The organism is Phenylobacterium sp., assembly GCF_035539035.1.
Taxonomy (GTDB): domain Bacteria; phylum Pseudomonadota; class Alphaproteobacteria; order Caulobacterales; family Caulobacteraceae; genus Phenylobacterium.
On sequence record NZ_DATLJI010000007.1, the window covers coordinates 146265 to 158571 of the forward strand.

16 protein-coding genes are annotated in these 12307 nt (G+C 71.9%); 11 read left to right on the forward strand and 5 right to left on the reverse strand.

Annotated elements, in window-relative coordinates:
- Window positions 1–138: 138 nt before the first annotated feature.
- Window positions 139–1821 carry a hypothetical protein gene (locus VM685_RS01915; RefSeq protein ID WP_325458415.1) on the reverse strand — a complete coding sequence of 561 codons (1683 nt, stop codon included), beginning with the start codon at window positions 1819–1821 and terminating at the stop codon, window positions 139–141.
- Between the two features lie 94 nt (window positions 1822–1915).
- On the opposite strand from VM685_RS01915, the gene pyrE reads away from it, so the two are divergent.
- The 4 genes from pyrE to VM685_RS01935 all read left to right on the forward strand — a co-directional run bounded on the left by pyrE (window position 1916) and on the right by VM685_RS01935 (window position 3951).
- Window positions 1916–2500 carry an orotate phosphoribosyltransferase gene (pyrE, locus tag VM685_RS01920; RefSeq protein WP_325458416.1) on the forward strand — a complete coding sequence of 195 codons (585 nt, stop codon included), beginning with the start codon at window positions 1916–1918 and terminating at the stop codon, window positions 2498–2500.
- The gene (locus VM685_RS01925; RefSeq protein ID WP_325458417.1) at window positions 2497–3270 is read left to right on the forward strand and encodes a pyridoxine 5'-phosphate synthase; all 774 of its coding nucleotides are present in this window, start codon (window positions 2497–2499) and stop codon (window positions 3268–3270) included. The genes pyrE and VM685_RS01925 overlap by 4 nt, the downstream gene beginning before the upstream one ends.
- Window positions 3267–3668 (forward strand): holo-ACP synthase, encoded by a 402-nt coding sequence (gene acpS, locus VM685_RS01930; RefSeq protein WP_325458418.1) that lies wholly within the window; start codon window positions 3267–3269, stop codon window positions 3666–3668. The genes VM685_RS01925 and acpS overlap by 4 nt, the downstream gene beginning before the upstream one ends.
- Before the next feature lie 91 nt (window positions 3669–3759).
- Window positions 3760–3951 carry a hypothetical protein gene (locus VM685_RS01935; protein ID WP_325458419.1) on the forward strand — a complete coding sequence of 64 codons (192 nt, stop codon included), beginning with the start codon at window positions 3760–3762 and terminating at the stop codon, window positions 3949–3951.
- A 4-nt stretch (window positions 3952–3955) separates the two neighbouring features.
- Here the strand turns inward: VM685_RS01935 and VM685_RS01940 are convergent, their stop codons facing one another.
- The 3 genes from VM685_RS01940 to VM685_RS01950 form a co-directional block, all read right to left on the reverse strand.
- On the reverse strand, window positions 3956–4633 hold the full coding sequence (locus VM685_RS01940) for a Crp/Fnr family transcriptional regulator (RefSeq protein WP_325458420.1): 678 nt from the start codon (window positions 4631–4633) through the stop codon (window positions 3956–3958).
- Window positions 4634–4744: 111 nt separating this feature from the next.
- Complete coding sequence (locus VM685_RS01945; protein WP_325458421.1) at window positions 4745–5005, reverse strand: hypothetical protein; 261 nt, start codon at window positions 5003–5005, stop codon at window positions 4745–4747.
- The gene (locus VM685_RS01950) at window positions 5002–5751 is read right to left on the reverse strand and encodes a Crp/Fnr family transcriptional regulator (protein ID WP_325458422.1); all 750 of its coding nucleotides are present in this window, start codon (window positions 5749–5751) and stop codon (window positions 5002–5004) included. The genes VM685_RS01945 and VM685_RS01950 overlap by 4 nt, the downstream gene beginning before the upstream one ends.
- 132 nt (window positions 5752–5883) lie before the next feature.
- Here VM685_RS01950 and VM685_RS01955 point away from each other — a divergent pair, with 132 nt between their 5' ends.
- The 3 genes from VM685_RS01955 (at window position 5884) to VM685_RS01965 (ending at window position 7379) form a co-directional block, all read left to right on the forward strand.
- Window positions 5884–6606, forward strand: coding sequence for a Crp/Fnr family transcriptional regulator (locus tag VM685_RS01955; protein ID WP_325458423.1), 723 nt, complete (start codon window positions 5884–5886; stop codon window positions 6604–6606).
- Between the two features lie 141 nt (window positions 6607–6747).
- On the forward strand, window positions 6748–7005 hold the full coding sequence (locus tag VM685_RS01960; RefSeq protein WP_325458424.1) for a DUF6894 family protein: 258 nt from the start codon (window positions 6748–6750) through the stop codon (window positions 7003–7005).
- 5 nt (window positions 7006–7010) lie between these two features.
- The gene (locus tag VM685_RS01965; RefSeq protein WP_325458425.1) at window positions 7011–7379 is read left to right on the forward strand and encodes a response regulator; all 369 of its coding nucleotides are present in this window, start codon (window positions 7011–7013) and stop codon (window positions 7377–7379) included.
- A gap of 206 nt (window positions 7380–7585) precedes the next feature.
- On the opposite strand, the gene VM685_RS01970 is transcribed toward VM685_RS01965, so the two are convergent.
- A complete protein-coding gene (locus VM685_RS01970; RefSeq protein WP_325458433.1) occupies window positions 7586–8494 on the reverse strand; it encodes an EamA family transporter in 909 nt (302 codons plus the stop codon).
- 151 nt (window positions 8495–8645) lie between these two features.
- Here VM685_RS01970 and lepB (VM685_RS01975) point away from each other — a divergent pair, with 151 nt between their 5' ends.
- From lepB (VM685_RS01975) to era, 4 genes are all read left to right on the forward strand, one after another.
- Window positions 8646–9419 (forward strand): signal peptidase I, encoded by a 774-nt coding sequence (gene lepB / locus VM685_RS01975; RefSeq protein ID WP_325458426.1) that lies wholly within the window; start codon window positions 8646–8648, stop codon window positions 9417–9419.
- Window positions 9420–9698: 279 nt separating this feature from the next.
- Window positions 9699–10481: a signal peptidase I gene (lepB, locus tag VM685_RS01980; RefSeq protein ID WP_325458427.1), complete on the forward strand. Its 783-nt coding sequence runs from the start codon at window positions 9699–9701 to the stop codon at window positions 10479–10481.
- Between the two features lie 3 nt (window positions 10482–10484).
- On the forward strand, window positions 10485–11201 hold the full coding sequence (gene rnc, locus VM685_RS01985) for a ribonuclease III (protein ID WP_325458428.1): 717 nt from the start codon (window positions 10485–10487) through the stop codon (window positions 11199–11201).
- Window positions 11198–12130, forward strand: a complete 933-nt coding sequence (era, locus tag VM685_RS01990) for a GTPase Era (protein ID WP_325458429.1) — start codon at window positions 11198–11200, stop codon at window positions 12128–12130. Before rnc ends, era begins: the two co-directional genes overlap by 4 nt.
- Window positions 12131–12307: the final 177 nt, after the last annotated feature.

Consider the following 12307-nt stretch of genomic DNA (forward strand, 5'->3'; position numbering starts at 1 on the left):
GGTGGTGATCGCTGGGCGGTGCGGTGGGAGGCGCTCTTGGGCTCGGCGCCCTCACGCGCCCACCGCGGCGGCCTCGGGGGACACACCACCACCCAACCCTCCTCCATCGAGGAGGAGGGCTTTTGGCCGCTGCCGCGCCTAGGACCCCTTCTCCCAGACCTTGAGCTGCCAGCCCTGGTAGATCGGCCGCCAGCCGGGCGGGCCCGGCAGGTCGCGCACCGTCACGATGCGGCCGTAGGGCGCCGCCGCCGCCGCGTCCACGCCCTCCGGCGGCGCCATGGCGATCTGCACCTGGCCGTCGAGCGCCAGGAAGCTCAGGTGGGCGTCGTTGTTGTCCTTCACGAAGATCGCCCCGCGCCCCGCGCCCTGCGACAGCAGCGCCCCGGCCCCCCGCACCTCGGCGGCGAACTCGGCCCGGGTCCCGGCCATGGGACCGATCCAGAAGTCGTCGAGCTGGGTGGAGACCACCGCCAGCGCCAGGACGTAGGCCGCGCCCACCCGCCCGGGCCGCATCTTCAGGGCGAGGGCCGCGGCCGCCGCCAGCGTCAGGGCGGTGGCGATCTCGCGATAGGGCAGGCGCACTGTGATCAGCGCCCGCTCCGGGTGGGGCTTGAAGAAGGCGGTGAGCGCCCCGCCGTCCCAGGCGTAGAGCACCACCCCGGCCGCGAAGCAGGCGTAGAGGCCGGCCAGCCCCGCCAGCATCACCCCGGCCGAGGCCAGCCCCACGGGCCGCCGGCCGGCCAGCCTGGCGAACGACGGCGCCGCGGCCAGCCACAGCAGGGGGACGAAGAACTCGAAGTAGCGGCCCCAGATCCGCTTCGTCTCCCCGGGCGAGACCGAGATCTTGAAGGCGAACACCGTCACCATGGCCACCGTCGCGGCCAGCGACAGCAGGAGCAGGACGAAGACCAGGTCGGTCCCTTCCGCCTCCCGCTGGCCGGCCCTTCGCCGCTGGGCGATGTCCAGCACGCCTGCGACGATGGGCGGGCCCGCGAACAGGGCGACGGTCGCGGCCATGCCCGCCGCCGCCAGCGCCGCCAGGCCGAAGGCGCCGGGCGCCGGCGCGCCGCTCAGCGCCGCGTCGTAGAACGGGCCCACGAAGAACCGCAGCGGCGAGGCCACCGGCTGGTGCGCCAGCGCCTGGATGGCGTTGCCGGCGGCCAGGAAGACCGCGCCGCTCACCGCCAGCCGCAGGCCGGCGAGGCCCGGCCGCCGCGCCGACAGTCCCTCCAGCACGATCAGCGCCGCCAGTCCCGCCACCACCGCCAGGCCGTGCGGCTTGGTCAGCACCAGGGCCGCGCACAGGGCGCCGGCCAGCCCCGCATGGACCAGCGGCCGGCGCCGGTAGAGGCCCGCCGTCGCCCAGGCCAGCAGCGCCAGCAGCAGCACATAGAGCCCCTCGGGCAGGGCGGTGACCACGAAGCGGTAGTAGGGGAAGGCCAGCGCCAGCAGCAGGAAGGTGAGCCGCTCGGGCCGGGGCAGCGCCGGCGTCGTCGCCCGCCAGACCAGCAGGACGCCGCCGATATAGGCCACGAGCCCGATCAGGCGCAGCCACGGCAGGTAATGGAAGCTCAGCGCGCGGACCAGGCGCGCGACCAGGAAGTAGAAGCCGTTGGCCAGCTCCGGCACGGCCGGGTCCTTCGCCGCCGCCTCCGGCGGATAGAGCGCCCGGATCAGGTAGGCCCCTTCGTCGCCCGCATAGAGGGGCAGGGGCGCGAAGACGCGGTTCAGGTAGAAGCCCAGCACGCAGGCCAGGGCCACGACGGCCAGCAGGGCCGGGAGCTGACGCAGGAGGACGCTGGCACGCACGAGCTCCGCCATAGCCCACAACTCCCGATGGCGCCATCGCGCGCCCGTGGCGGCCCCGTGGCGGCCTCGTCTTCCGCTCCCGCCCGAACGGGATTATCTCGGCCCCATGAACACCGAAGACGTCCTCAACGAGTTCCGCGGCGCCGGCGCCCTGCGCGAAGGCCACTTCATCCTCGCCTCGGGCCGCCACAGCCCGATGTTCCTGCAGAAGAACCTGGTCTTCCAGTACGCCGACCGCACCGAGCGGCTCTGCAAGGCGCTCGCCGAGAAGATCGTCGCGCAGTTCGGCAAGCCGGACCTCGTGGTGTCGCCGGCCGTGGGTGCGATCATCCCGGGCTACGAGGTCGGCCGCGCGCTCGGCGTACCCTCGATGTTCGTCGAGCGCGAGGACGGCAAGTTCCGCCTGCGCCGCGCCTTCCAGATCCCGCCGGGCGCCAAGGTCGTGGTGGTCGAGGACGTGATCACCACGGGCGGCTCGTTCCGCGAGGCCGTGGAGCCGATCGCCGCCGCGGGCGGCGAGGTGCTCTGCTGCGCCTGCATCGTCGACCGCTCGGGCGGCAGGGCCGACGTCGGCTTCCCGCTGGTCGCGCTCGCCACCGTCGACGTGCCCTCCTACGCCCCCGACGAGATCCCCCCCGAGCTCGCCGCCCTGCCGGCCGAGGAGCCGGGATCCAAGAGGCTGAAGTCATGACGCTCAGGCCCGCGTCCTCCCTCCGCCTCGGCGTCAACATCGACCATGTCGCCACCGTCCGGAACGCCCGCGGCGAGAGCTATCCCGACCCCGTGCGCGCCGCCGAGATGGCCCTGGCCGCCGGCGCCGACGGGATCACCGCCCACCTGCGCGAGGACCGCCGGCACATCTCCGACGCCGACATCGACCAGCTCGCCGTCATCTGCCGCCGCCGCGGCCGGCCGCTGAACTTCGAATGCGCCGTGACGCCGGAGATGGAGGCCATCGCGCTGGCCCACCTGCCGCACGCCGCCTGCCTGGTGCCCGAGCGCCGCGAGGAGGTCACCACCGAGGGCGGCCTCGACGTCGTGAAGGGCCACAACGCCATCGCCCCGGTGGTCGGCCGGCTTTCCGCCGCCGGCATCCGCGTCTCCTGCTTCATCGACGCCGATCCCGCCCAGGTGGCCGCCGCGAAGTCGGCCGGCGCCCAGGTGGTCGAGCTGCACACCGGCGCCTATTGCGAGGCCGTGCGCCACCGCGATCCGCGCGCCGGCGAGCTGCTGGAGGCGCTGAAGGCGGCCGCCCGCCACGCGGCGGGCCTGGGCCTTGAGGTCCACGCCGGCCACGGCATCGACTACGAGACGGTGAAGCCGGTCGCCGCCATCCCCGAGGTCGCCGAGCTCAACATCGGCCACTTCCTGATCGGCGAGGCGATCTTCATCGGCCTCGGCCCCGCCATCCAGCGGATGCGCGCCCTGATGGACGAGGCCCGCGCGCAGGTGGCCGCGTGATCGTCGGCATCGGCTCGGACCTCTCCGACATCCGCCGCATCCAGGCGAGCCTGGACCGCTTCGGCGACCGGTTCCGCCACCGGGTGTTCACCGAGCTGGAGCGCACCCGCTCCGACCGCAAGGCCGACGCCGCCTCCAGCTACGCCAAGCGCTTCGCCGCCAAGGAGGCCTGCGCCAAGGCGCTCGGCACCGGCATGCGGCGCGGCGTCTTCTGGCGCGACATGGGCGTGGTCAACCTGCGCTCGGGCCAGCCCACCATGGCGCTCACCGGCGGCGCCCTGAAGCGACTGGAGGAGATCACGCCCGCGGGCATGACGGCGCATATCCACCTCTCCCTGACCGACGACCACCCCTATGCCCAGGCCTTCGTCATCATCGAGGCCCTGCCGGCAGAGTGACCGGCGTTAACCTGGTTTGTTTTGCGCGTCCGCACGGCGAGGCACAGTGCCGGGACTGGCCTCCTCACGGAGGCGCAACGGGAGAACGTCCTTGCGCTACCAGGTTACGGTGACGGATCCGAACGGCTCGCTCGTCTGCGGCGCCACCCTCCGATGCGAGGACACCGAGGCCGCCCTGCGCCGCTTCGAGGCGCTTCCCCTGCCGGAGGGACAGGCGGAGCTGCGGCGCGGGACGCGGCTGATCGCCCGGCGGGCGCCGCCCCTGGCCCGCACCGGCTCCTGACCCCTCAGGCGGCGCGGGCGGGGAGCTGCAGGTAGCCCGGCTCGAACTCGCCCGCCGCCATCAGGCCGGCCCAGTTGCGCACCCGGATTTCGCGGCGGCGCACGCTCACCAGCCCCTCGCGCTCCAGGGCCCCCAGCACCCGGTTGGTGTGCACCACCGACAGGCCGAGGGAATCGCTCAGGTGGGTCTGGGTGGCCGGGAAGGGGCAGCGCCAGCCGTCCGCCTCGCCGGCCGCCGCCAGCCGGGTGAACACCTCGCACAGCAGGTGGGCGATCCGCGCGTGGGCCGTGCGCCGCCCGACGCCCACCAGCCAGGCGCGGTAGATGGCGGCCTCCACCAGGCTCAGCTTCCACAGCGCCTGCGCCACCCGCGGGTGGTCGGCCATCGCCTGCAGCAGGGCCGCGCGCGGCGCGACCGCCACCTCGCCGGCGTTCAGGGCGGCCACGCTGTAGTCCACGCCCATGAACAGCCGCTGCAGGTCGAGCACGTCGCCGGGCGCGTGGAAGGACAGGATCTGCCGCCGTCCGTCGGGCAGGGTCTTGTGGCGGAACGCCTGGCCCTCCAGCAGCACCAGCACGGCGTCCCCGCCGTCCTCGCCGTCCTCGATCAGGTCGGCGCCCGCCCGGAACGCGCGGCGCGCGCCGAGGACGGCGGTCACCGCCCGGCGGTCGGAGTCGGTCAAATCCGCGTAGTTTTCGAGGTTTGCGAGGAATCGCCCGGCCATCCCGCCTTGGGAAACCACGGCCCGCGCCGAACCTGAATTAACTGGGTTAATGTCCCGCGTGCGGACGGCTCAGGGCCAGTAGCGCGCGCCGAAATTGTCCGCCAGCCGGGCTGCGATCCAGGCCTCGGCCTCGGCCAGGTCAACGAACACCGGCGACCCTGGCGTGTCCAGGGGCCCGAAGCCCTTCTCCAGGAACCAGCGCCCCGCGAGCCCTTCCTGCACGTCCGACAGCCGCACCAGCACGGCGATCAGATAGTCGCCGCGGTAGACCAGCTGGCCCTCGCCGTCCTCGCCGCTCGCGACGAGCGTGGGTTGGAAGTCCAGCTTCACGCCGCCTTGACGTCCTTCAGATGCAGGTAGCTGACGTCGAAGTCGCCGGCCGCCTGCAAGAGCTCCCAGTTCTCGATCACCACGAAACGCCCCTTCGACGAGATCAGGCGGTCGCGCCGCAGGTCCTGCAGCACGCGGTTCACGTGCACGGTCGAAAGCCCGAGCGAGTCGCCGAGTTCCGCCTGGGTGACCGGCAGCTGGAAGCTGCCGTTCTCCGTCAGCCTCATGGCCCGCATCCGCACATAGACCTCGCAGATCACGTGCGCGATCCGCTGGTGGGCGGTGCGGCGGCCGACGCCGGCCAGCCATTCGCGGAACACCGCCGCGTCGATCAGGGTGTCGCGCCAGAAGGCCACCGTGATCTCCGGATAGGTGCGCGTGATCTCGTTCAGCGCCAGGTGCGGCACGAAGGCGAGCTTGGTGCGCGTCAGGGCCATCAGGCTGTGATCCATCACCGGCAGGTGCAGGCTCTGCAGGTCCGGCATGTCCCCGGGGATGTGGAAGGACATGATCTGCCTCTGGCCCTCGCCGAGCAGCTTGTAGCGGCAGGCGAAGCCCTCCACCAGCACGGCGCACTCTCCCGGCCGGTCGCCCTGGCGGACGATGTCGGTGTTCTCGGCGAAGGTCTTCAGGCGGAACGGCAGGGCCAGCAGCGCCTGTTCGGCGGAATCCGGAAGCTCTGCGATGCTGCGCAGCTTGGCGATCAGGAGCCGGAGCTCCTGGGGTGGGTTGTCGGGGGCGGTCACAGGGACTCCGCGAGGCCGGACGTCCGAACGCCGGAGCGGGGCTGGTTTGTGGACCTCCCGTTCCATCTACGCGTTCTTTCGGAAAGCCCCGCACACATAGATCAACTTTCGCGGGATTTCGAAAGGCGGCCCATGACCAGCCCGGTGATCCGGAAGCTCCGCCACGGCGCCCCCCTGTCGCCCGACGACGAGCGGGCGCTGGCGGCCGCCTGCAAGGTGGTTCGCCCCTACGCCGCGCGCGAGGACGTCATCTCCGAGGGCGAGCGGCCGCACGACGTGCACGCCGTGCTGGAGGGCTTCGCCTGCCGCTACAAGATGCTGCCCGACGGCGGCCGCCAGATCATGGCCTTCCTTGTCCCCGGCGACTTCTGCGACCTGCACGTGGCCATCCTGGGGACGATGGACCATGGCATCGAGGCGCTCGCCCCCTCGCGCATCGCCGCCATCGCGCGGGAGGAGGTCGACCGGCTGACCCGCACCAGCCCGGCGCTGACCCGCGCCTTCTGGTGGGCCACCCTGGTGGACGAGGCGGTGCTCCGCGAGTGGCTGGTTGGCATGGGCCGCCGCTCAGCCGACCAGCAGGTCGCCCACCTGGTCTGCGAGCTCCTCCAGCGGCTGCGCGCCGTGGGCCTGGCGCCGGGCGACCGGTTCGACCTGCCGCTCACCCAGGCCGAGCTCGCCGACGCGGTCGGGCTCACCCCCGTGCACGTCAACCGCGTGGTCCAGCACCTGCGCGGGGAGGGGTTCCTGGAATGGCGGGGCGGCGTCCTGACGGTGCTGGACGAGCAAGGCCTCACGGCCTTCGCCGACTTCGACCCCAACTACCTGCACCTGCGCGCCGCGGCGGCGGTCTGACGCAGGAAAAAGGCCCAGCGCCTCGCTTGGCGTGCAGGGGCCGAGGGTTTACATGGATCAATATTCCGGGCGGCGACCTTCTGGGTGCCTGGGACCGAGAGACCGCGTGTGCTCCCCCTGGTCCTGCCTTCGGAGCTCCGTGTGCCCCGCTATCACTTCAACGTCGAGGACGGCCAGTCCATCCCGGATCCGGAGGGCACCGTGCTGCCCGACCTGGAGTCCGCCCGGCGCGAGGCGGTGCGGCTGGCCGGCCGCCTGCTGGACGACGACCCGGCGCATTTCTGGTCCTCCGGCGCGTGGCGCGTGGTGGTCACCGACGACGCCGGCCGGACCCTGTTCATCCTCGACTTCCGCGCCCGCGAAGGCGCGGAGCTGTCGGCCGTCGAGCCGCGGGGCTGACGGGCGTGGCCCGCATCCTGCTCGTCGAGGATGAGGCGGCGATCTGCGTGCTGCTCGCCGAGACCCTGGTCGACGCGGGCTTCGCGGTGACCGACTGCCTGTGCGCCGAGGAAGCCGAGGCGGCGCTCGCCGACCTGGACAGCTACGGACTCCTGATCACCGACGTGAACGTCGGCGTCCGCGGCTGGGGTTTCGACTTCGCCCGGCGGGCCCGGGCGGTTCATCAGGGGCTGGCGGTGGTCTACGTCACCGGCGACTCGGAGGCCGACGTGCCGCGCCACGGCGTCGCCGGCTCAACGGTCCTGCCCAAGCCCTTCCTGCCGCTGGATCTCGTGCGTCACGTCCGGCGCGTGCTCGCCCCCGTCGGCGGCTGACGGCGCGCCCACGGCGGCCAGCCGCCACTCGTTGGCCATCCGCAGCCACTCGCGCGCAGTCGTCGGGTCCGCGACCTGACCCGCGTTCAGCTCGCATTCGAGCGCCTTGGCCATGCAGAACGCGCGCGGCAGCATGGGCGGCGGTCTACGCCCCCGCGCGCCGCCGCGCATTCACATCGGCAAGCCGGGTTCCGCCCGGCCCGAAATCAGGCCGGCTCCTGCGCCTGCGCCGCCGTCCGCCGGGTCCAGGCCGGCCACAGGGTGTTGAGCGCCAGCCCGCCCAGCACCAGCCCGGCCGCCGTCAGCTTGGCCGGCGTCAGCGGCTCGGCCAGCAGGATCGCCGAGGCGCCCATGCCGAACACCGGCACCAGCAGCGACAGCGGCGCCACCGTCGCGGTCGGATAGCGGGCCAGCAGCCACGACCAGGCGCTGTAGCCGAAGATGGTGTTGCCCACCGACTGCCAGAGCACCGCGGCCCAGGCGCCGGCGTCGGCCTTTGCGATCGCCCCGCTCACCGCCGGCCAGCCCTCGACCGTCACCGCCAGGATCATCAGCGGCGGGGCGGCGAAGATGCTCGACCAGACGACGTAGGCCAGCATGTTCACCGGACCGGCCGTGCGCGCCACGGTGTTGCCCGCCGCCCAGGAGAGCGCCGCGACCAGCACCAGCGCGATGCCCAGCGGCCGGGCGTCGGCGTTCGAGTGGGTCATCAGCCAGGCCAGGCCCGCGGCGGCCAGCGCCAGCGCCACGAGCTGGAACCGCTTCACCCGCTCCCCTGTCAGCAGCATGGCGAAGCCGATGGTGAAGAAGGCCTGGGTCTGCACCACCAGCGAGGCCAGCCCGGGCGAGATCCACTGCGTCATGGCGATGTAGAGCACGCCGAACTGGCCGGCCCCGATCAGCAGGCCGTAGGCCGCCAGGTTCCACAGCGGCACGGCCGGGCGCTTGAGGAAGAACACCGCCGGCAGCACCGCGAAGGTGAACCTGAGCGCCGCGAAGGTCAGCGGCGGCAGGTCGTCCAGGCCCCAGCGGATGACCACGAAGTTGGTCCCCCATACCGCCACCACCGCCAGCGCGAGGAGGGCGTGCAGCGGGGTGAGGGCGGTCCGGGTCATCGCCGCGGTATGGCCACGGTCGCGCGGTTTGTCGATCACCGCGGCGAGGGCGGCGCGTCGCCACATGAGCAGGAGTTCATGGGCGCCGGCCCCAAGTCTGTCGTAGATCAGGGACCTGAATCGCGGCCCGCGCGCCGCCGAAGCGAAGAGGATGGCCGGTTTGGTTCGGGGCAGGCGGAAGGCGGGCGCGGGCGCCGGCGAGGGTGCGAACGAGACCTGGGAGATCATCAAGACCCTGTTCTGGGCGCTCTTGATCGCGCTCGTGCTGAGGGTCGTCCTGGTCCAGCCCTACACCATCCCCTCGGCCTCCATGGAGCCGAACCTCTACGAGGGCGACTACATCGTGGTCACCAAGTGGAGCTACGGCTATTCGCGCCACTCGGCCCCGTTCAGCCCGCCGCTGTTCGAGGGCCGGCTGCTGGCCCGGGCGCCGGCGCGCGGCGACGTCATCGTCTTCAAGACCCCGCTCGACAACCGAACCGACCTCGTCAAGCGCCTGATCGGCCTGCCCGGCGACCGTATCCAGGTGCGGAACAGCGAGCTTTGGCTGAACGGCGAGCGGGTGGTCCGCATGCCCGTCCCCGGCGCGGCCACCGACCCGCGCGCCATGGGCGAGATCTACCGCGAGACCCTGCCGGGCGGCCGCAGCTACCTGACCCAGGACTACGGCCCCGACGGCGGGCTCGACGACACCGACGTCTATGTGGTCCCCGAGGGTCACTACTTCATGATGGGCGACAACCGCGACAACTCCTCCGACAGCCGGGTGCCGGTCGGGGCGGGCGGCGTGGGCTACCTCCCTGAGGAGAACCTCGTCGGCCGCGCCCGCCTGGTCCTGGTCTCCTGGAAGCCGGGCGCCTCGATCCTCAAGCCCTGGACCTGGCTCAACCTCAACCTCGACCGCATCGCCAAGCCGCTCGGCTAGCCTCCTCTCCCCCGAGGCGCAGCCCGAGGGGAGAGGGTAGGGAGAGGGGCGGCTCAGATGTCCCGTTGCTCCGACGTTTCAGCCAGGACGCACCGACCCGCTGATCCTCGCCCCCTCGTCGACAAGAACCCGGCCGCCCAGCCGCCCCTCTCCCTACCCTCTGCCCCCCGCACTTCATGTCGGGGGAGAGGAGGGGGTTCGCCGCCCGAACTTGCCCCGGCGCAGCCCAGCGCGTAACGACGGGCCTTCGTCCGCCGCCGGACCTACCCGGGAACCACCATGAGCGAGAACGTGCAGGCCGCGCAGACCCCCGAAAAGTCCGGCGCGATGAGCGAGGTCGTGGAGATCATCAAGACGGTGGTCTACGCGCTCCTGATCGCGCTCTTCCTGCGGGTGCTGTTCTTCCAGCCCTTCACCATCCCGTCGGCCTCGATGGAGCCGAACCTCTACGAGGGCGACTACATCATCGTCTCGAAGTACGCCTACGGCTACTCGCGCCACTCCATCCCGTTCAGCCCGCCGGTCTTCGAGGGCCGGATCATGGCCCGCGCGCCGCAGCGCGGCGACGTGGTGGTCTTCAAGCTGCCCCGCGACGGCCACACCGACTATGTGAAGCGCCTGATCGGCCTGCCGGGCGACCGCATCCAGATGCGCGACGGCCTGCTCTACCTCAACGGCGAGCAGGTGCGGCGCGAGAACCTGGGGACCAGCCGGCACGTGTCGGAGTACGGCGGCGAGCGCGACGTGACCCGCTATCGCGAGATCCTGCCCGGCGGCCGCGCCTTCCTGACCGACGACTTCGGGCCCGAGCACGACCTCGACGACACCGAAGTCTATGTGGTCCCCGAGGGCCACTACTTCATGATGGGCGACAACCGGGACAACTCCCTGGACAGCCGCGTCTCCGGCGCGGTCGGCGGCGTCGGCTACGTCCCGGCCGAGAACCTGGTCGGCAAGGCGCAGATCATCCTGCTGTCCTGGCACCCGGGCGCCTCAATCTTCAAGCCCTGGACCTGGGTCATGGACGCCCGGCCCAGCCGCTTCTTCCACCCCCTGAAGTAGTCGATGAACGCGCGAGAGGCCGCCGTCGCCGAGCTCGAACGGCGCATCGGCTATGTCTTCCACGACCGCGACCTGCTGGAGCGGGCGCTGACCCACGCCAGCGTCGGCGACGGGGCCAGGACCGTGCGCCATAACGAGCGGCTGGAGTTCCTCGGCGACCGGGTGCTGAACCTCTGCGCCGCCGAGCGGCTGATGGCGCTCGACCCCGACGCCCGCGAGGGCGAGATGAGCCGGCTCCTGGCGTCCCTCGTGAACTACCACGCCTGCGCCCGGGCGGCGAAGCGGGCGGGCCTGCCGGAAGCCATGCGCATGAGCGCCTCGGCCACCAAGGTCGGCGCGCGCCAGTCCGACGCCGTGCTCGGCGACGCCTGCGAGGCCCTGATCGCCGCCCTCTACGTCGACGGCGGGCTGGAATGCGCCCGCGCCTTCTTCCTGAAGTTCTGGCAGGAGGAGTTCGCCCGCCTCGACGAGCCGCGCTCCAAGGACCCGAAGACCCAGCTCCAGGAATGGGCGCAGGGGCAGGGGCTGCCGCTGCCGGTCTATGAGATCATTTCCCGCGAGGGCCCGGATCACGCGCCCTCCTTCACCGTTTCGGTAGAGGTGGAAGGCTATCCGCCCGAACAGGCGCAGGGCCGCTCCCGCCAGGACGCCGAGAAGGCCGCCGCCCAGCAGATGCTGCTGCGTCGCGAAGGCCCCGAGCCACAGGTAGACGACGAATGAGCCGCGCCGGCTTCTGCGCCATCATCGGCGCGCCCAATGCGGGCAAGTCCACCCTCACCAACCGCCTGGTGGGCGCCAAGGTCTCCATCGTCACCCAGAAGGTGCAGACCACGCGCTTCCCGGTGCGCGGCGTGGCCATGGCCGGCGACGCCCAGATCGTGCTCGTCGACACCCCCGGCATCTTCCAGCCCAGACGGCGGCTCGACCGGGCGATGGTCCGCGCCGCCTGGGGCGGGGCCGAGGACGCCGACGTCATCGTCCACCTGGTCGACGCCGCCGCCGAGATCGCCGCCGGCGAGCCGGGGGCCAAGGGCGCCGACCGCAAGGCCGCCCAGGACGTGGAGTCGATCGTCGAGGGTCTGAAGAAGTCCGGCCGCAAGGCGATCCTGGCGCTCAACAAGATCGACCAGGTGAAGCGCGAGAACCTGCTGGCCCTGTCGCAGAAGCTGTTCGAGACCGGGGTCTACGACGAGGTCTTCATGATCTCCGCGACCTCCGGCTCCGGCGTCGAGGACCTGCGGGCCCGCCTGGCCGGGCTGATGCCGGAGAACCCCTGGTTCTACCCCGAGGACCAGACCGCCGACCTGCCGGCCCGCCTGCTGGCCGCCGAGATCACCCGCGAGAAGCTCTACCTCCGCGTCCACGAGGAGCTGCCCTATTCGGCGGCCGTGGAGACCACCAAGTTCGAGGACCGCAAGGACGGCTCGCTCCGCATCGAGCAGACCATCTACGTCGAGCGCGAGAGCCAGCGCCCGATCATCCTCGGCAAGAACGGCCAGACCCTGAAATGGATTGGCCAGAAGGCCCGCGAGGAGCTCACCGTCATCCTCGACCGCCCGGTCCACCTCTTCCTGCACGTCCAGGTCGACGAACGCTGGGCCGACAAGCGCGAATTCTACGGCGACGTCGGCCTCGACTTCGACGTCTAGACCCTCCTCTCCCCCGAGGCGCAGCCCGGGGGGAGAGGTAGGGAGAGGGGCGGCTCCGAGCTCCCGCCACCCGTACGCTTCCGCCAGCGCCCTCGTTGACCCCCGCCCGACCCCCGGCGTGAACCCTCACGCCCGGCCGCCCCTCTCCCTACCCTCTCCCCCCGCACTTCGTGTCGG

What these genes read in the sequence shown, in the direction of transcription:
- lepB (WP_325458426.1), top strand. Translation starts at nt 8,646, where the DNA reads ATGGCCGGTTTGGTTCGGGGCAGGCGGAAGGCGGGCGCGGGCGCCGGC.
- era (WP_325458429.1), top strand. Translation starts at nt 11,198, where the DNA reads ATGAGCCGCGCCGGCTTCTGCGCCATCATCGGCGCGCCCAATGCGGGC.
- VM685_RS01970 (WP_325458433.1), bottom strand. Translation starts at nt 8,494, where the DNA reads ATGACCCGGACCGCCCTCACCCCGCTGCACGCCCTCCTCGCGCTGGCG.
- VM685_RS01955 (WP_325458423.1), top strand. Translation starts at nt 5,884, where the DNA reads ATGACCAGCCCGGTGATCCGGAAGCTCCGCCACGGCGCCCCCCTGTCG.
- VM685_RS01925 (WP_325458417.1), top strand. Translation starts at nt 2,497, where the DNA reads ATGACGCTCAGGCCCGCGTCCTCCCTCCGCCTCGGCGTCAACATCGAC.
- lepB (WP_325458427.1), top strand. Translation starts at nt 9,699, where the DNA reads ATGAGCGAGAACGTGCAGGCCGCGCAGACCCCCGAAAAGTCCGGCGCG.
- VM685_RS01915 (WP_325458415.1), bottom strand. Translation starts at nt 1,821, where the DNA reads ATGGCGGAGCTCGTGCGTGCCAGCGTCCTCCTGCGTCAGCTCCCGGCC.
- pyrE (WP_325458416.1), top strand. Translation starts at nt 1,916, where the DNA reads ATGAACACCGAAGACGTCCTCAACGAGTTCCGCGGCGCCGGCGCCCTG.
- rnc (WP_325458428.1), top strand. Translation starts at nt 10,485, where the DNA reads ATGAACGCGCGAGAGGCCGCCGTCGCCGAGCTCGAACGGCGCATCGGC.